This window comes from Amycolatopsis dendrobii (assembly GCF_014145675.1).
Taxonomy (GTDB): Bacteria; Actinomycetota; Actinomycetes; order Mycobacteriales; family Pseudonocardiaceae; genus Amycolatopsis; species Amycolatopsis dendrobii.
This window is the reverse complement of the sequence record NZ_JACGZW010000009.1, coordinates 291,265-309,339: the sequence shown is the minus strand read 5'-3', so window position 1 is coordinate 309,339 and position 18,075 is coordinate 291,265. Positions and strand designations below refer to the sequence as shown.

Here is an 18,075-nt window from a genome sequence, read left to right as displayed (position 1 = left end):
CTCCCGTTGCCGGTGCCTTACGCTCGCCGGATGCTGGACGCAATCGGGGTGACTGGGGACGAGGAGCGGGTCTACCGGCTCCTCGTGGGGATGTTCGACGCCGGACCGCGGCAGGTGGCCGAGCAGCTGGGGCTGAGCGCGGCGCAGGTGTCGGCGATCCTGCGTTCGCTGCACGCCAAGGGGCTGGTCAGCCTGGTCGCCGGGGACGAGCCGAAGTACGCGCCGTCGCCACCGGACGTCGCGTTCGGGCCGTTGCTGATGCGCGGGCAGGAATCGCTGGAATGGGCGCGCACCGCGGTGAGCCGGATGGCCGAGGAGTACCGCGGCGGCGCGCGACGGCGGGACGCGACACAGCTGGTCGAGGTGATCACCGGCAGTGCGGCGATCCGGCAGCAGCTGACCAACATCCAGGTCGGCGCCCGGCACGAGTTGCTGTGGTTCTGCCGGGCCGGGCACATCGCGATGGCGTCCGGCGAGAACGCCGACGAGTACGACGCGCTCGCCCGCGGCGTGCGGTACCGGGTCGTCTACGAGCGGGCGATGCTGGAAGAGCCCGGCATGATCGAGAACGTCGCGCACGGGATCCGGCACGGCGAGGAGGCGCGGTCGTCGACCGTGGTTCCGGTGCGGCTGGCGATCGCCGACGGCACCATCGCGTTGTGCCCGTTGGTGCAGAATCTCGACGGCTCCGGCGAGCCGACCGCCGCGTTGATCCGCGAGAGCAGCCTGCTGGCCGCGTTGATCGCGTTGTTCGAAAGCTATTGGGAACGCGCCTGGCCGCTGCGCGCGGACGGGACCCCGCAGGACGCTCCCGGCGGCGCCGGTCCGGACCGGGACGAGCTGCACCTGTTGTCGCTGCTGGTCGCGGGGGTCACCGACAAGGCGATCGCGACGCGGCTCGCGGTGAGCCAGCGGACCGTGCAGCGGCGGATCCACGACCTGATGTCCCGGATGAACGTGCAGACCCGGATGCAGCTGGCGTGGGAGGTCAGCAGGCAGGGCTGGCTCGACGAGCCCGCGGCAGCCGGATAACCGCGAGGGGTTATCCGGCTGCCTCTTTCTCAGGAGAGCCCGTAGGCGCGGAGCACGGTCTGCTGCACCGCGTTCCCGTCACCATCGGAGCCGTGCACGCGCAGTGCGACGAATCCGTTGGTGCGGTCCAGCCGCGGCTGGTCGACCACGGCGCGGAAGCGGCCGCCGCCGATGCCGTCCATCCGCTTGACCTTCGTCCATGTGCGACCGTCGTCATAGGACACTTCGACGGTCAGCTGCGGATTCTTCGGCGCGGCCATGCCGTCCTGGTTGCGGACGGTGAACTCGACCGGAAGCGAACGCCCGGCGCGCGCCTTCTGCGTCAGGTCGGTCTGCACGCCGTAATCCACCTGCAGCAACGGAAGCAGGTCAGTTTTGCCTTCGGCGGGCCGCTTCGACCCGAAGGTCCACGACGTTTCGGTGTGCGTACCGTAGGCCCAGTCCGGAGTGGACTTGGTCAGCGACAGGTCGAGCCGGTACTTCGCCGGGCCCGCCGAAGCGGGGAACTTGCCCCACGCCACCGGGCCTTCCTTGACGAGTTTTCCGTCCTGGTAAAGCTTCGCGCTCACCTGGTCCGGTTGATCGTCGCCCAATTCCGCTTCCGAGAACGCGTAGTGCGAGGTTTCCGGGTCGGCGAACTCCGGGATGCGGAAGGCGAACGTGTCGCCGGTGCGCGAGTTTTCCAGTCCGGCTCCGCGCGGGATCGCCGGGCGGACCACTGGGGCGTACCAGTTCTCCGTCGCTCGCTGGCCAGGGCTGAACGTGTGCGGCTGTTCGAGCATGCCGACCGCCAGCGGCTGGAACGTGTCCCAGCTGAGTTTGTTGTTCACCCGGTGCTGCCAGATCGTCTCGTCGGTCGAAACGATTTCCTCGCGGGCCGTTCCGGTGTGCGCGTACCGCTGATACTGGTTGATCGCGGTCTTTTCCCACGGCCGCCAGCCGAACCGCTGTTCGGAAAGCCATTCGTCCTTGCCGGTCGCGTGGTAATTCGCGGTGACCGTCGCGCTGTTGCGTTCGCTGACCTGGTAGACGATCTTCTGCGGGATCTGGTCGTGCGTCACCTGCATGATGTCGTACAGGTACGGGCTCACCGGCGTGCCCTGGAGGAACAGGCTCGTGAAACCGAATTTGGCGCGGTCAGCCAGTTTCATGCCCTGTTCGTTCGTGATCCGCACGGTGGGAATCGGCAGGCGGTTTCCGCGCGGCTGCCAGTGTGCGTACGTGTGCTCGTCGGGAAGGCTGACGACCATCGCCATCGCGGCGCCCGCGGCGGCCGCCTGCTTGGCCGCGGCATCCGGATTGGTGCCGTCCTTCGCGGGGGTCACCAGTGCGATTTTCCCGCGCGCCTTGGCGAATTGCTCTGGTTTGTCGCCGTCGACCGGGACGACGCCGAGCCACTTGAACCCGGAAATCGCCGGAGACAACGCATAGTAGAACAGTTCGGTCTTGACCCCGACCCACGGCAACGTGGTCGCGGTCAGCATCGGCGCGGTGAGCTGCCACCGGGTGCCGAATTCGAACGTTCCGTTCTTCACCTTCTGCGTCGGCGTCACGTAGATGTGCCGCACGCCGGGGAATTCCATGACGTAGTTCGAGATCTTGCGCGAGCCGAATTCGCGGTGCGCGTAGCTGCTGATGATGTTTTCCAGCGTCGACGGCCGCGGCGTCTTGATCTGCACCGGGATCGCGTTCCGCGCGTCCAGCACCAGGTTCGTGTCCTTGGTGATGGAGAACTCGGGGTTGAGCACGATCGCGAGTTCCTCGTCCGGCGCGAGTCCGGTGTGGAACATCCCGCGTGCGTAGTAGGTGCCCTCGGGAAGTTCGGTGACGAACGGATGGTCGCTCTGGATGGTCCGGACGATGTCGTACCGCATGTCGTCGCCGAAGAGTTGGAGATCCATCGGGTACGCCTTGCCGTCGCGCCCGATGCCGCTGATGGACACCTTGTGCTTCGGCGGCTCCTTCACCAGGCCGACCGTCGTGTGCACCGCGCCGACGAGAACGCTGCCGGTGTAGTTGCCGGGCACCAGCGCGGCCGAATCGACGGTGATCACCACCGTCGCGGTCCCGTTGGCCGGAACCTCCACAGTGGACTTGTCGAGCCTCACCGCGTCGCCCGGCGTGCCACCGTCACCACGGCGCAGGTCAAGCTTCGGGGTGATGGTGACCGGCGCGGAAGTCGTGTTGGTGTAGGTGATTTCCTTGCGCACCGGACCGCTGTCGTTGGTGACCGGGCCGAGGTTCAGCGTACCGGTCGCGAAGACACCGGGGTGCACCGCCGCGGCCGCGACGTCCACTCGTCCGCCGCCCTGCTGGAACGCGTTCAGTCCCGCCGAAGGCTTCGACGTACTGGCCAAACCGTCCTTGAGCTGCTGAGCAGTCCATTGTGGATACCGCTGCGCCAGGATCGCCGCCGCACCAGCGACATGCGGAGTAGCCATCGACGTGCCGGACGCCGCGGTGTAGTACTGGTCCACCACCTCGCCGAGCGAAGTGCCTGCCGCACGCGCCGCGACGATTCCCACGCCAGGCGCGGTGATGTCCGGCTTCACGGCCTGGTCTCCGAGACGCGGCCCCATGCTGGAGAACGGTGCCAGTTCGTCCTTGCGGTCCACCGCGCCGACAGTCAGCGCGGAGTCCGCGGTGCCCGGCGTGCCGATGGTCGACGCGCCGTTCTGGCCGTCGTTGCCCGCGGCGACCACGAACAGCGCGCCCGTGCGGGCGGTGAGTTCGTTGAGGCCGACGCTGAGGTCGTCGGTGCCGTCGGTCGCGCCGCCGCCGAGGCTCATGTTGATGACCTTGGCACCGGAGTTCGCGGCCCACTCCATCCCTTGCAGGACTTCGGAAGACGAGGCCGTGCCGTCGTCGCCGAGCACCTTGCCGACGTACAGCTTCGCGCCGGGAGCCGCGCCCTTGCGCGTGCCGCCCGCAGCCGCGCCGCTGCCCGCGATGGTCGCCGCGACGTGCGTGCCGTGGCCGAACCGGTCGACGACGTCCGGGCTGGTCGAGAAGTTGGCCGACTTGGCGACCTTGCCCGCGAGGTCCGGGTGGTTGGGGTCGTAGCCGGTGTCGAGCACGGCCACCGCGACACCGGATCCGTCGAATCCGGCCGCCCACGCCTCCGGCGCCCCGATCTGCGGGACACTGCGGTCGAGCGACGCGTGCACCTTGCGGTCCAGCGTAATCCGTTCCACCGCACCGGAAGCCGCGTGCGGACCGGTGAAGGACTGCCAGAACTCGCCAGCGCGCTTCTTGTCCTCCCGCACCGCGCGGCCGTTCACGCTGGGCAGTTCAGCGCCCTGCGTGGTGGCGGCGAGCGCCGGCGCGGACGCGATCGAGACACCCTTCGCGTAGTGCGCGATCATCGGCACCGTGGGGCTCGACTCGTCGGCGTAGCCCTGCGCGATCAGGTCGGTGACGTTGAACAGGGCTTTGTCGAGGCGGTCATCCGCCACGAGCGACACCGCGTCGGCCGGGATGACCTGCAGCTTTCCGTCCACTTCGGACTGGGTGAAGCGGATGTTCTCCCGCCCCTTGCCCGGCCGGACCGTCGCGATCTGCCTGCCGCCTTGGACGCTTTCGACTTGCACGACGTCACCGGTGAGCAAGGTGACCGTGTGCCGCTCACCGGGACCAGGCGCCGGTGAACCGCTCGCGGGCTCGGCGGCCGCGGGTGCCGCGTGGCCGAGTGCCGCGACCAGTGCGCCCGTGCAGCCGAGAGTGATGGCTCGTGATCTCCACGTCATCGCACAAGATTCGGGGCGAGCCGGGGTTCACGTCACTAGCTCGCGGTGTCGCGGTTGTGACATGTCGCAACTGGGACAGCGCCTGGTCAGCCAGCCACCGTCGCGTAATACGCCATTAGGCGGTCAGCCAATTCGTCCGGACGGCTCAGCAGCGCGAGATGCGACCCGGCCATCTCGTCCGCGTCCACCCCCAGCCGCTCCCGCGCGACCCGGCGCAGCAGATCCGCGGCGAAGAACCGGTCGTCCCGGAACAGCAGGACCTTCGTCGGCATGTCCGGCAACCGCTCACCCGGCCACGGCACGCTGTACTCGGCGCTGTTCGGTTCGCGGCCACGGCGCTCGTTCTCCTCAGCCAGCTCAGCCGGAACGTCCGCCATGAACTGCTCGGTGGCACTCAGCCCCTCGGCCGATTCGAAGCCGACGTTGCCCCACCACTCCCCTGGAGCCTCCCCGGGCGCGGGCACCATCCCGGCGACGAACACGAGCAGCCGCGCGCCGACCCGCTCCGCCACGAGCGGCGCGGTGAACCCGCCGTAGGAATGGCCGACCACGACGACGTCCTGTGCGTCGCCGATCGCCGCCACCACGGTGTCGGTGAACTCGGCCAACGTGGCCCGCGGGTTCTCGATCGGCAGGTCCGGGGCCACGGCCTCGTGGCCGGCCGCCTTGAGCCGCGCGGCGACCAGGTGCCAGTCCCAGCCGCTGCCGCCGCCCCCGTGGATCAGTGCGAAAGTCGCCATGCGGCCCAGCTTGTCATGGGTCGTGAGTGTTTGTGCCGGTTAGAACCGGCACAAACACTCACGACGCCGGGCAGCGCTTCAGCATGTCCTGCAGCGCGTTCTTCTCCAGGTCGGTGATCGTCAGCCCGTAGTAGTGCTTCACCGTGACCCAGTCGGTCGCGTAGGTGCACCAGAACGACACCAGCGGCGGCTTCCACTCGTCCGGAGCCTTGTCGCTCTTCTGCCGGTTCACACTCGCCGTCACCGCGAACAACTGCGGCCGGGTGAGGTCGTTCGCGAACTGCTCGCGCTTCTCCTGGGTCCAGTCGCGCGCGCCGCTCACCCAGGCCTGGCCGAGCGGGACCATGTGGTCGATGTCGAGCTGGGTCGCCTTGGTCCAGGTCTGACCGTCGTACACGCTGAGCCAGGTGCCCGAGGTCGGCTTGCAGTCGCTGCCCGCCTTGACGTCCTTGCCCGCGCGCTTGAGGACGGCCTCGCGGGTGTCGCAGTTGTCGCCCTGGCTGTCCCAGTGCTTGAACTTGTCGCGCGAATAGCCGGTCATGGTGCCGCGTGCGCCGATCTTCAGCTCGGACAACTGCTTGGTCGCGTCCGCGGCGGACGCGGGCGCCGCCTCGGACTGGGTGTCGCCGACTTCGCGCTGGCCGTACCAAAACCCGACGACAGCGATGAGCAGCACGACCGCGAGCAGCACGGTGCGCTTGGTGGGGAACGGCCGGGCCATGGTGCGCGGGATCCTCTCGAGCGGGGACTTCGGGGAGCCGGAGTATGCCTGTCACCGGGCCGGTAATCGCGCAGACACTCTCGGCAGCGCTCGAGCCGTGGCAAGGACCACGTCGGGCCAGTTGTTGCCCGCCAACGAAAAAGCCCAGATCAGCGGGGGTGGATAACGCTCGCGAAGGTGTCACGCGCGCGCCTTGCGAAACGATTGACTTCAGTGGGGAGCCGGAAAGGAGCGGGTGCGAGATGCCCGGGCGGCTGCGGAAGTGGAACACACGCGTCGACGACTACCTGCGCCGGAAAGCGGCGGAGGGCGGCAACGTCGTAGCGATGACGCGGGTCGCTGCTGACCTGCGCGAACGCGGCGACTCGACGGAGGCCGAGGAGTGGTACCGGCGGGCCGCCTCCGGCGGCGACCGGATCGCCATGACCGCGCTGGCCCACCTGCTGGCCGAACGCGGGGCCGACGACGAGGCCGCCCGCTGGTACCACGAAGCCGCGCAGGCCGGCGAGCCGCACGGGATGCTCGGATACGCCCGTACCTGCGAAAACCAGGGCCGCCTCGGCGACGCCGAACACTGGTACGCCGCCGCGTTCCAAGCCGGCGCGACGGAGGCGGCTGGACTGCTGGGCCATCTGCTGGTCCAAGACGGCCGGTACTCCGACGCCGAGGGCTGGTGCCGCGCCGCCGCCGAGGACGGCGACACGACCGCGATGCTGGATCTCGGCGCCGTCCTGCGCGAACTCGGCGCGCCCGAGGAAATGGCGCACTGGTGGCGAGCCGCGGCGGACGCGGGCGAACTCTCCGCGACCTGCTTGCTGGGCCGGGAAGCGGAACGGGCCAACCGGGAGGGCGACGCCGAGCGATGGTTCCGGCGCGGCGCGAAGGGCGGGCACGTCGAGGCGAAGGTGCGGCTGGGACTGCTGCTGCATCGCCGGGGCGATCTCGAAGAGGCGGAGGCCTGGTACCTCGAAGCCGCCGAGGCGGGCGACGCGGCGGCGATGACGAACCTCGGCGTCCTCGCCCGCAATCGCCGCGACGACGGCGAGGCCGCGGCCTGGTACCGCAAGGCCGCCGAGCACGGCAGCATCCCCGCGCTCACCAATCTGGGACATCTCGCCGAGGCCCGCAGCGACCTGGCACAGGCCGAACGCTGCTTCCGGGTCGCCGCGGAAACCGGCGACGTCCAGGGCATGCTGAGCCTGACCCGGATGCTGCGCGCCCGCGGCGCGACCGCCGAGGCCGACCACTGGCAGGCCCTCGCCGCCGACCGTCCACAGTAGACGATCCGCGGCGGGTCTCGGGGTCGATCTCCGGGATCATCCCGGATGTTGCCGCGCTCCGGCACGGCTAGCGTCGATCGAGTGTTCCGACGCGTGCTTCTCGCCATCCTCGCCGGTATCGCGGTGTTCCTGGTGCCGTGGACCGTCTACCTCGGGCTGACCCTGCCCGAGCATTTCGACACGAGCCAGTGGCGAGTCGCCTGGGTCGGCTTCGACGTCGTCCTGCTGCTGTGTTTCGCCGCGTCCGTGCTGCTCGGGATGCGCCGCAGCCGCGCCTCGGTGCCGATGCTGGCCGCGACCGCCGCGCTGCTGTGCTGCGACGCCTGGTTCGACGTCGTCCTCGACTGGGGCGGTCCCGACCAGTGGGCCAGTCTCGGCACCGCACTGCTCGCGGAAGTGCCGATCGCGGTGTTCCTGATGCTGCGGGCACGCGCTCTGCTCGCCGGCAACGCGCGACCGCGGCCGCTGACCATGAACGACATCACGGTGCGCACGAACCCGAACTACCAGCGGTTGCTCCGCCTGCTGCCCGCCACCTCGGCCGAACTGCGCGCGCAGCTCCCCTCGATCGACGTTCCGGCCGCTCTGCTCACCCTGACCCACGCCGGATACACCCGACGCACCCGCGACGGTCGCTGGCGCTCCGTCCCGCAGAGCACGAACGAGGCGAAGCTGGAGGACTACCCCGAAGAAGACCGGCCGAAGCTGGCCGCCTACCTCGACGCGAAGTACGACCACGAAGTGCGCTTGGTGGCCTGGGCGGCCGAGCGCCGCGACACCTTCGACGGCTGGACCGCCGGGAGCCGCGCCGGCATCCGGCTGAGCTACAAGGACCTGAAGGAGTTCGAAGCGGAGTACCTGGAACTGATACACCGCTACGCCGCCCGCAAACCCGGACCGTCCGACGAGGCGCGCGATCTGGCCGTGCGGTTCTACGCCTTCCCGGAGCCGAAACCCGCTGAGCTGGCGTAGGTTTCGAGGCATGATTCACCACGTGCAGGTCGCCTGCCCAGCGGGAGCGGAGGACGACGAACGCGCGTTCTACACCGGCGTGCTCGGCTGGCCCGAACTGCCGAAACCGCCGCTGCTGGCCGCCCGCGGCGGTTGCTGGTTCCAGGTGCCCGGCGTCGGCGGGCCGGACGGCGAACTGCACATCGGCGTCGAGGCCGATTTCCGTCCGGCGCTCAAGGCACACCCGGCTTTCGTGGTCGACGTGGACGCCACTGCCGCCGCGATCGAAGCCTCCGGTCGGTCTGTGACGTGGGCCGACCCCGCGGAAATCCCCGGCAGGCGGCGGTTCCATGCCTTCGACCCGGTCGGCAACCGGCTGGAGTTCCTCGAGGGCTGAGCCGCTTACAGTGTGGGGATGAGCCAGGAGGCGGAAGAAGCCGAGCAACGGATCACGCGACGATTGCGTGAGCTTCGCCTGGAACGCGGCCTCACCTTGGACAAGGTCGCCGCCGCCGCGGACCTCACGCCGGGCTATCTGTCCCGGGTCGAAAGCGGACAGCGCGTGCCCAGCCTCGGCACGCTGGTGGTTCTCGCGCGGGCGCTGGACGTCAGCATCGCCGATCTCGTCGCTGCCGAGGAACGCCGCTCGCCGATCGTCAAGCGCGAGGACGCCGTCACGTACGGCACTCGCGGCGCTTCCATGACCCACTTGTCCCCGCCGTCGTCCGCTCTTGAGGCGACGCTCGTGACGCTGCGGGGCAAGTCCGTCCCGCCGCGGCCGACCCGGCACCGCGGCGAAGAGTGGCTGCACGTCGTCAGCGGTCACCTCGAACTGACCCTGGCCGGCGAAACCCACCTCCTGGCCGCCGGCGACTCCGCGCAGTTCCCCGGCAGCACCGACCACACCCTGCGCGGCGCGCCGGACGCGGAAGTCCTCGTCGTCATCGCTTGACTCCCATTGTGCCTCCGAGGCACTCTGTTTGCCACACAGGCAACATTGGGAGATGCTGATGACCGACGCCCCGGTAGCCGAACTCGACCTCGACACCCTGCCCGAACGCCTGGATTCCGTCGCCGCCGAACGCGCGCACCGCAAACGTCAGCTCGCCGTCGCCTTCCGGCTGTTCGCCCGGTACGGCTACGACGAGGGGATCGCCGGGCACCTCACCGCGCGCGACCCGGAATTCCCGAACCGGTTCTGGGTCAATCCCTACGCGGTGCACTTCTCCCGGATCAAGGTCAGCGACCTGCTTCTCCTTGACGAGAACGGGAAAGTGGTCGACGGAACGCGGCGCACGAACAAGGCCGCGTTCGCCATCCACTCGACCATCCATGAGGCACGCGAGGACGTCGTCGCCGTCGCGCACGCACACACGATCCACGGCCGCGCCTGGTCGGCGCTGAACCGTCCGCTGGACCCGATTGTCCAGGAATCCTGTGCCTTCTACGAAAATCACGTGCTTTTCGACGAGTACAAAGGCCTGGTCCTGGAACGCGACGAAGGCGTGCGCATCGCCGCGCGACTCGGGTCGAAACGCGCCGCGATCCTTCGCCACCACGGATTGCTGACCGTCGGACGGAGCGTCGGCGAGGCAGCGTGGTGGTTCATCACGATGGAACGCGCCTGCCAGATGCAACTCCTCGCCGAAGCCGCGGGCACGCCTCGCGTCATGACCGCCGAGGAAGCCGCGCTCGCCGCCCGCCAGTTCGGCAGCGCGAACATGGCACGCAACAACTTCCGTTTGCTGGAGGACCTGATCGTCGAACAGGAACCGGACGTGCTGGACTGACCGGGTTCAGTCGCCGACCGCGTCCCGCCCGCGCTTCACGATCAGCGGATCCGGTTGCCCGACCATGATTTCGTCCTTGCCCTCGTACTCGAAGCGGGACAGGAAGTAGCGCATCGCGTTGATCCGGGCACGCTTCTTGTCGTTGCTCTTGATCGTGATCCACGGCGCGAGATCATTGTCCGTGCGAAGGAACATCGCTTCCTTGGCCGCGGTGTAGTCGTCCCATTTGTCGAGCGACTGCAGGTCCATCGGGGACGGTTTCCACTGCCGCACCGGATCGACCTGCCGGATGATGAACCGGGTCCGCTGTTCGGCCTGGGTCACCGAGAACCAGAATTTCGTGACCGTGATCCCGCTCTCCACCAGCATTTCCTCGAACAGCGGCACCTGGTGCATGAACTGCTCGTACTGCTCAGGCGAGCAAAACCCCATCACCTGCTCGACCCCGGCCCGGTTGTACCAGGACCGGTCGAACAACACCATCTCGCCCGCGGTCGGCAAATGCTGGACGTAGCGCTGGAAATACCACTGGTGCGCTTCCCGGTCGCTGGGCTTGGCGAGCGCGACCGTGCGAGCGTGGCGCGGGTTGAGGTGCTCCATGAACCGCTTGATGGTGCCGCCCTTGCCCGCGGCGTCGCGGCCCTCGAAGAGAATGACATGCCTGCTGCCGGTCTCGCTGATCCAGTTCTGCAGCTTGAGCAGTTCGACCTGCAGCAGATACTTGGTCTCGTCGTACTCCTCGCGCGGCATGCGCTCGTCGTACGGATAGTTCTCCCGCCAGGTGTCGACAGCCTTGCCGAACGCGTCGATCAACACCGGATCGTCGTCGTGATCCTCGCCGACCGAATGCCCGTCGATCTCGAGCCGATCGATGTACTCCCGCACGTCCCGCAACATGCCGCCGACCTTAAGCAGGGCAGGTGAACGGGAGGTGTCTCAGCACTTTCGCAGGTCCTCGTGCGCTCTCCCGGGCCGCGGCAGCTGTCAGACCGGCAACTGATGCAACTGCGCGACCGTCAACGGCGCGGTGAAGTCCACTCCGTACTCTTCGCCGCTGATACCGTGGTGTTCCGCACAGCCCATCGCGCTAGCGGCCAGTGCTGCCTGCCGAGGTGTCGCCGACTGTCGCGATCCATTGCTGCCAGCGTCTACTGTGCATTGACCAGGTACAACTCAGCACGCCCGTAGAGCGGCGCGGAAATCGTCCAGTGGGCAAGGTAATCCCGCGGCGGCGGTCCCCAAACCCGCTGCAACGCGAGGTCGAGTTTGCGCGGCCGCACGGTGTAGTCGAAGAACGCGAAGTTCACCCGCAGCAATCCACGCGACAGACGTCCGGCCCGGGTCTCCAGTTCGTCGATCGCCTCGGGCATGCGGCCGCGGTCGGAGAAGACGTCGATGATCGCGCAGTCACAGGCGTAGGCCAGCACACCGATCTCGTCGGCGCTCGCCACCGTTCTCCCGGCCGCCAGCCTGCCCACTTCACGGCCGATCTCGGCGTACTGCGCGCTCGTGGTGTAGTTCGACGTGAACGGGGCGAAGTCGCGCGGCAGACCGTCCCCGGCATAGCCGACCACACTGGCACCGACCAACGCAACGACGACAGCCGTCCCGGCCGCGCGCTCGATCCGGTTGGCGGAGCCAGCCACGACCGCGCAGACGAACAGTGTCGCCGCGACGATTCCGGGGCCGTAATACCAGTGGTATGGCGGCACTTTCAGCTGAACGTACGCCAGACTGTGCCCCGCTCCGGCCAGCGCGAGCGCCGCGAACGGGAGCAGCCTGCGGCTGGCCGCGTTGCCGCGCAACGCCAGGGCCAGCCAGCGCACCCCGGCCAACGCCGCCAATCCGACGCACAAGAACGCGAGCACCGTCTGCCCCGGCATGTTCAGCCAGTACAGTCCGACGCCGTTGCCGAATTCCCATTTCCCCCAGGCCTGTCGCGCGCCCTGCAAGGTCTTGATGACGAGAGTGTCCGGAACGGCAGCTCCCAAAACGACCCAGCTGAATGCGAACCACGGCACCGCGATCAGCGCCGCGCCTTGCACAGTGCGCAGGCCGTCGGCCCAGAATCGCCGCCGGACCAGGAAAATCACGACGGCGAAGAGCACCAGATCGACCCGGACCAACGTCAGCGCACCGGCCACCAGACCGAACGCGAACGGCCGCCGTTCCACCGAAAACACCAGCAGCCAGGCGAGTCCGGCCGCACCGAGTTCGACTTCCATCCCGATCGACGACACCAGCAGCGGGTTCACCGTCAACGCGGCGGTCGCGAGGCACGGAAACCAGCGAGGCAGTCCGGCGGCCACGCCCATCCTCCGCAGCGCCAGCACCAGCAGCACCTGACAGGCCACGTACAACACGCCCGCGGCGAGCACCGCGTCCCGCAGCATGAACGTCAGCGCTGCCAGGGAAAGCACGTTCAATGGCGAGGTCGCCGTATTCGAGGTGCTGTCGGCCAGCAATCCCCAATTTCCGTGGAACGCGAGATTGCGCGCGTAACTCAAGGTGATATAGGTGTCGTCGATCAGCTGACCGTGCGCTACGACAAAGAACAATGCCGACGCGGCCGCCACTCCGAGCAGGAGCCAATCCACCCGTCTTCGGACGGAAAGCGGCTGCTCCTGACCGGATCTAGGCGTCGTCAAACCCAGTGCCATTATTACGTTTCCCCTGCAGCAGTCTTAGTGAGACGATCTATCCGGTGCTATCTCCCCGGAAAGTCGTGAACTTGCCCATCGCGCATGGTCACGCGGAATTTCCGGCTGTAATCATCGCGCGGAGAACTGCCCTCCACGAATTTCACGACGAAAGTGCCGTCGTTCAGAAGGGCGGGAATCAATAAATCGTCCGGCCCGTACAGCTCCACTTTGGCCACGTCGGGGCTGGCGACCCCGAACACGACGCTCGGCTCGTAGGGATTGACGATGCTGGTGAAACCGCAGATCGGGCGGGTGGCGCTGAGCGAGGCGTAACCCTCTCGCCCGTGGGTCCAGTTCCTGGTGTCGGTGACCATCAGGCCGGAGTTCCGGTCGTAACCGACGGAAGCCTGGCTGCGGTAGAGAATGCAGACCGCCGCTAGCGAGGCGTTGCGGATGACGAGGTAACCCCGCTGCGCGTCCTGATCGACCTTGAGCGTCGCGCGCCAAGTGTCCCGATCAGGCAGCGTGACTCCGAACGAAGGAGCACTGTCGAGACAGGACTTGAACAGTCGCGCGTCCCCGGCGTCCGGCTTGGCACCGGCCGGAAGCCGCGTCAAGTCCGAACTGGCGTCGTGCACCGGCGAGAACACCAGCGTCGCGCCCAAGGCCAGCGCGCCGACTCCCGCGGCGACCGCCAGCGGCAGGCCCGGCCTCCGGCGCCGCCGGCCGCGCAGTTCCGGAACGAGCCGGTTCCACATGGATTCCTTCAGGAGATCAGGCATCTGCCGGTCGGGCGGCAGGTTGAGATCGTCGGCCATCAGAACTCCTCTCCCACCCGTGCGTCGGTATCCCGCAGCAGCTCGCGCAACCGGCCGCGAGCCCGGGAAATCCGCGCCCGCACGCTCGGTTCGGCGATCCCGAGCACCGCGGACGCCTCCGCGGTCGACAAACCGCCCAGCAGACAAAGCTCGACAGCCCGCCGTTCGGCCCGAGGCAGCTTCGCTACCGCATTCAGCACGACCTTCAGCTGTCGATCCGCGTCGATCTGACCGGCCACGTCCTCAGCGTGATCGCGCACGACGTTGTTGCGCGGCAACCGCGTCAGCACGGCCGCGAACCGGCCGAGGCGGCGCTGTTCCCGGCGGGCCAGGTTGGCGGTCACGGTGTACAGCCACGGCCGCGCGCTGTCGTTGACCAACGTCACCTCGCCGAGCCGCCGCCACGCGGTCAGGAAGGTCAGCGAGGCCAGGTCCTCGGCGGTGGCCCAGGAGCCCGTCAATCGGTAGGCGTAGTTCCACACCGCGCCGGCATGCCGGTCGAACAGCGCCCCGAACGCCGCGACGTCGCCCGCCGCGGCTCGCGACCACAGCTCCTGGTCGCCGCCGGGGACGTCCGGGACGTCGGCACCGTGCTCGGCCGGCATCCCCCACCCCCGCCCCTGATCCGAAACTGTCGTCACAACCCCATGTCCCCGGTCGCCTCGACAGCGTTGCATCAGGCCCCGGACCAGCGTGATCAGCGGCTCGTCTCGGCGGAAGCGGAAGGATATAGTCGGGCGGAGCCAGGTCCCGGTGCCCGGTTCGCCGGGTGGAGGGCTGCGGGGGATGACCGACTACAGGCGCGACGAGCCGCCGACGAATCCGTTCCCCGCTGCCGGTTACGGACACCCGCCTCCTGCGAAACCCCGCCGGACCGGCTGGATCATCGGCGGAGTCGCCGCGCTGGTGGTCGTGCTGGGGGCCGGGATCGCCGTCGGCGTCGTGGCCGGGCAGCCGTCCGATCCGCCGCCGAAGCCGGTCGCCGCGCCGGGCTATTCGATGGATCACGTCGGCAACGCCTGCGATCTCGTCGATCCCGCTCCGCTGCAGAAGTGGTCGCCCACGCCGAAGGGCCCGCCCAAGCACGAGGAAGTCCGCCCGAGCGAGCACGACGCCGGCAGCCTGAACTGCGAGATGCGCTATACCGGCAGCGACACCCTGAACACCGCCGAAATCCTCCTCGACGTCGATTTCACCGAGGGCACCGCGCCGTCCTCCTATTCGAACTGGAAACGCGGCACCCTCGCGAAAACCGGCGAGGGCAAAGCTTCCGGTTCCATCACCGGAGTCGGCACCGAGGGCTTCTGGCACTCCGAGGTCTACGGCGATCTGGTCGCGAACACGCGCTACGTCCTCTGCGCGGTGGACGCCAACGTCTCGGTCCGCGTCCGGCTCAATTTCAGCCGTACCCGGGAGGTCGCGCAGATGCACCGCACCGAGGTCCAGCCGATCGCCGAAGCACAGGCCCGGAAGGTGTTGAACGGGTTGAAAGGGAACTAGCCGCAGATGACCGATCCGCAGGGCGCGCGCCCCGATCCCGTTGCCGGGCAACCGTTCCCGGGATGGAACCCGCCCCGGCCGCCCGGACCCCCTGGCCCCAAGACCGGATGGATCGTGGCCGGCGTGCTCGGCCTGGTCGTGGTTCTCGGCGCCGGAATCGCGATCGGCCTGTCCCTCAGCGGCGGTTCGTCCCAAGCCGACCCCGCCCCCGTTCCCGTCCCGGCCGCCTCGAGCGCGGCCCCGTCCACCAGCGCCTCTCCCGCCGCGCCACCGGGCAAGTACTCGATGAGCGGGATCTCCGACGCCTGCGCCCTGCTGGACCCGAAACCGCTGGCGAAATGGTCCACCACCCCGATCCCGCCGGTCCACCGGGAAGGCCAGCCAAGCGAGGGCTACGGCGGCGACCTGAGCTGCAGCCTCCGCTACACGAGCACCTCCGCGACCGACGGCGTCGCTACCAACGAGGCGGGAATCGCCGTCCGCGCCGAGTTCGCCTCGGCGGACCGGCCACCGGCGTACGAGCAGTGGAACACCAAGCCGGCACAAGGCTGGACCTCCGGCACGATCGCTGGACTCGGCACGCGGAACTACTGGCGCGCGGGCAGCACCACGGAACCGGGCCCGGGCGCGAGTTACATCGTGGGAGTGGAGGACAGCAACGTGACGGTGGAGATCCAGGTCGCGGTCCACCGGGCGCCTGGCGAGGCGCCGCTGAAGATGGACGACCTGTCGTCGATCGCACAAGTGCAGACCCGCGCGGTGCTGGATCGGCTCAAGAAGCCGTAACTGCACAACGGGCCGGGTGCGAAAAGCACCCGGCCCGTTGTTTACTGTCTCGACCAGACAGTGCGCCCGAAGGGATTCGAACCCCTGACCTTCTGATCCGTAGTCAGATGCTCTATCCAGCTGAGCTACGGGCGCGTGTTCAGTTGTTAACCTAGCACCTGCCGAAACAGGCACCAGCGGAGGCTCCGGGATTTGAACCCGGGAGGGGGGGTTACCCCCAACCGCATTAGCAGTGCGGCGCCATAGACCAGACTAGGCGAAGCCTCCTGGGTCCTAACGACCACTGCTCAGATAGGTTACACACCCTTCCAGCCCCTCCGGAAGGCACCCCCCTCAACGGTGCAGCACCCGGCGCAACCAGGGAGAACGGCCGCCTAGGCCTTCGGCTTCGAAGGTCGCTATGCCGACGCGCGGGAGCGACCCGACGCCCGGGTAGACGAGATATCGCGGGACCCACCGGGGCTGGAACTTGGCGTTGAACCGGTAGAGGCTTTCGATCTGGATCCAGCGCGAGAAGAAGTGCAGGACTTTCGCCGAAAGCCGCGCGACCGGGCCCGCGCCGATGCGCTGGCCCTGTTCCATCAGGGCGCGGAAGGCGGCGAAGTTCAGCGACACGTGGTCGATGTCGTGCTCCCGGGAGTACAGCAGCAGCTCCGAGATCATCAGCTCGTTCACGCCGTTGTCGACGGTGCGGTCCCGGCGCATCACATCGAGCGACAAGCCTCGCTCGCCCCACGGCACGAACTGCAGCACGCCACGGACGCGGCCGCCTTGTTCTGCGGTGACGATCACTGAACCCGGGTCGCCCATGCGGCCCAGCGCCATCGAGAAGCCGCGTTCGGTTTCGGTGCCGCGCCAGGCAGCGGCCAGGTGCACCAGCTCGGGCAGCTCGCCAGGACGCAAGTCTTCGGCTCGGCGCACCAGGACCTTGTAGCCGGCCCGCTTCGTCCGCGACGCTGCCTGCCGTACGCCGCGCATCACGCGGCCTTCCAGCGTGAACGTCTTGGTGTCGACGACCGCCTCGTCGCCGATTTCCAGTACCTCCAGGCCGAACCGGGCCCACACGGTCGCGCCCAGCTCGGACGCGCCCATCGCGGCGGGCACCCAGGCGTTGCGCTGGCAGATGTCCAGGTACTCCTCGATCGCGCCGGGCCACGCCTCGTGGTCGCCGAGCGGGTCGGCCGAGGTCAACGCGACGCCGGCGATCACGCGGAACGTGACGGCCGCCTTGCCGGTCTTGGAGAAGACCGCGAACTTGTCGCGGCGCAGCGCGAAGTAGCCGAGCGAATCCCGGTCCCCGTGCTGCTTCAGCAACTCGTGCAGCCGCGCGAGTTCGTCGTCAGACAGCTCTGGCGCGGGTTCGGCCGAACGCAGCAGGAAGTACGCCGACACCAGCACGCCGGTGATGCTGAAGAGCAGCCCGATCGACGCGGACAGGTCCTCGAACCACATCTCGTGGAACACCGCGGGCCCGCTGACGCCGGTGAGCGCGAGCGCGGACTGGGACAGCCGGTCGGCGAAGCTCAGCGGGTCGAGCATCCGGGCGGGCGCGACCGACAGCAGCGCGAAGTTGAGCACGAACCCGGCCAGCACCAACTGCAGCAGCACCCGCAACGCGCGCCAGCGGCCGACGGTCGGGTCCGGGCGGGCGATGAAGTACCGCCGCGTGCCGATGAGCCCGGCCAGCAGCACCATCGACACCACTCCGGCACCGAAAACATGCCGCAGCCCGAGGTGGGACAACGCCAGCAGCGCGGCGAAGCCGACCGCCAGTTGCCAAGCGCGGCGTTTGCGGCGGCGGAGCCCGGCGGCGAGCATGATCAGCAACACACCGGTGACCAGCGCCACAGCGGCCGCCGCAGTGGTCGCTTCGCTCGGCAGCTCCAGCCATTTGGCCACATGCCCGCGCACGTCGCGGCCCACCGGTACGACCGTGGACACGATCGCCACCAGCCCGGCCAGCCTGGTCACCCACGTGATCGCGACGACCGACGTGACGCCTGCCGCCTGCCAAGTGTGCTGCGCGCGTGTCCCCGTCACCACGCGTGCAACACGTACGGCCCTGCCAT

The 18,075-nt window shown here is 68.5% G+C and carries 16 protein-coding genes and 2 tRNA genes; 8 read left to right on the top strand and 10 right to left on the bottom strand.

What is annotated here, in order from left to right; translation table 11 throughout:
• Positions 1–30: 30 nt before the first annotated feature.
• On the top strand, positions 31–1,032 hold the full coding sequence (locus tag H4281_RS27210) for a helix-turn-helix transcriptional regulator (RefSeq protein ID WP_182893750.1): 1,002 nt from the start codon (positions 31–33) through the stop codon (positions 1,030–1,032).
• Positions 1,033–1,061: 29 nt separating this feature from the next.
• Here the strand turns inward: H4281_RS27210 and H4281_RS27205 are convergent, their stop codons facing one another.
• From H4281_RS27205 to H4281_RS27195, 3 genes are all read right to left on the bottom strand, one after another.
• Complete coding sequence (locus tag H4281_RS27205) at positions 1,062–4,778, bottom strand: S8 family peptidase (RefSeq protein WP_182893749.1); 3,717 nt, start codon at positions 4,776–4,778, stop codon at positions 1,062–1,064.
• Positions 4,779–4,864: 86 nt separating this feature from the next.
• On the bottom strand, positions 4,865–5,518 hold the full coding sequence (locus H4281_RS27200; protein WP_182893748.1) for an alpha/beta fold hydrolase: 654 nt from the start codon (positions 5,516–5,518) through the stop codon (positions 4,865–4,867).
• A 58-nt stretch (positions 5,519–5,576) separates the two neighbouring features.
• On the bottom strand, positions 5,577–6,239 hold the full coding sequence (locus H4281_RS27195) for an HNH endonuclease family protein (RefSeq protein ID WP_182893747.1): 663 nt from the start codon (positions 6,237–6,239) through the stop codon (positions 5,577–5,579).
• Between the two features lie 242 nt (positions 6,240–6,481).
• On the opposite strand from H4281_RS27195, the gene H4281_RS27190 reads away from it, so the two are divergent.
• The 5 genes from H4281_RS27190 (at position 6,482) to H4281_RS27170 (ending at position 10,260) form a co-directional block, all read left to right on the top strand.
• Positions 6,482–7,519 (top strand): tetratricopeptide repeat protein, encoded by a 1,038-nt coding sequence (locus H4281_RS27190; RefSeq protein ID WP_182893746.1) that lies wholly within the window; start codon positions 6,482–6,484, stop codon positions 7,517–7,519.
• Positions 7,520–7,600: 81 nt separating this feature from the next.
• Positions 7,601–8,491 carry a hypothetical protein gene (locus H4281_RS27185; RefSeq protein WP_312872186.1) on the top strand — a complete coding sequence of 297 codons (891 nt, stop codon included), beginning with the start codon at positions 7,601–7,603 and terminating at the stop codon, positions 8,489–8,491.
• A 10-nt stretch (positions 8,492–8,501) separates the two neighbouring features.
• Entirely contained in the window at positions 8,502–8,867 is a 366-nt protein-coding gene (locus tag H4281_RS27180; protein ID WP_182893744.1) for a VOC family protein, read from the top strand.
• A gap of 18 nt (positions 8,868–8,885) precedes the next feature.
• Positions 8,886–9,422, top strand: a complete 537-nt coding sequence (locus H4281_RS27175; RefSeq protein ID WP_182893743.1) for a helix-turn-helix domain-containing protein — start codon at positions 8,886–8,888, stop codon at positions 9,420–9,422.
• Between the two features lie 58 nt (positions 9,423–9,480).
• Positions 9,481–10,260 carry a class II aldolase/adducin family protein gene (locus H4281_RS27170; protein ID WP_182893742.1) on the top strand — a complete coding sequence of 260 codons (780 nt, stop codon included), beginning with the start codon at positions 9,481–9,483 and terminating at the stop codon, positions 10,258–10,260.
• A gap of 6 nt (positions 10,261–10,266) precedes the next feature.
• Here the strand turns inward: H4281_RS27170 and ppk2 are convergent, their stop codons facing one another.
• The 4 genes from ppk2 to H4281_RS27150 all read right to left on the bottom strand — a co-directional run bounded on the left by ppk2 (position 10,267) and on the right by H4281_RS27150 (position 14,325).
• On the bottom strand, positions 10,267–11,157 hold the full coding sequence (gene ppk2 / locus H4281_RS27165; RefSeq protein ID WP_182893741.1) for a polyphosphate kinase 2: 891 nt from the start codon (positions 11,155–11,157) through the stop codon (positions 10,267–10,269).
• A 251-nt stretch (positions 11,158–11,408) separates the two neighbouring features.
• Positions 11,409–12,920 (bottom strand): hypothetical protein, encoded by a 1,512-nt coding sequence (locus tag H4281_RS27160; protein ID WP_246412347.1) that lies wholly within the window; start codon positions 12,918–12,920, stop codon positions 11,409–11,411.
• Positions 12,921–12,967: 47 nt separating this feature from the next.
• A complete protein-coding gene (locus H4281_RS27155; protein WP_182893740.1) occupies positions 12,968–13,720 on the bottom strand; it encodes a hypothetical protein in 753 nt (250 codons plus the stop codon).
• Positions 13,720–14,325 (bottom strand): RNA polymerase sigma factor, encoded by a 606-nt coding sequence (locus H4281_RS27150; protein ID WP_182893739.1) that lies wholly within the window; start codon positions 14,323–14,325, stop codon positions 13,720–13,722. Before H4281_RS27150 ends, H4281_RS27155 begins: the two co-directional genes overlap by 1 nt.
• A 181-nt stretch (positions 14,326–14,506) precedes the next feature.
• Between H4281_RS27150 and H4281_RS27145 the strand changes: the two genes are divergently transcribed.
• Both H4281_RS27145 and H4281_RS27140 read left to right on the top strand, forming a co-directional pair.
• Complete coding sequence (locus H4281_RS27145; protein ID WP_182893738.1) at positions 14,507–15,220, top strand: flagellar basal body-associated FliL family protein; 714 nt, start codon at positions 14,507–14,509, stop codon at positions 15,218–15,220.
• A 6-nt stretch (positions 15,221–15,226) separates the two neighbouring features.
• Entirely contained in the window at positions 15,227–16,006 is a 780-nt protein-coding gene (locus tag H4281_RS27140) for a hypothetical protein (protein WP_182893737.1), read from the top strand.
• Between the two features lie 61 nt (positions 16,007–16,067).
• On the opposite strand, the gene H4281_RS27135 is transcribed toward H4281_RS27140, so the two are convergent.
• The 3 genes from H4281_RS27135 to H4281_RS27125 form a co-directional block, all read right to left on the bottom strand.
• Positions 16,068–16,141 (bottom strand) — tRNA-Arg (locus tag H4281_RS27135).
• 42 nt (positions 16,142–16,183) lie between these two features.
• Positions 16,184–16,273: transfer RNA gene (locus H4281_RS27130), tRNA-Ser, on the bottom strand.
• Between the two features lie 66 nt (positions 16,274–16,339).
• A complete protein-coding gene (locus H4281_RS27125) occupies positions 16,340–18,049 on the bottom strand; it encodes a phosphatidylglycerol lysyltransferase domain-containing protein (RefSeq protein ID WP_182893736.1) in 1,710 nt (569 codons plus the stop codon).
• Positions 18,050–18,075 lie beyond the last annotated feature (26 nt).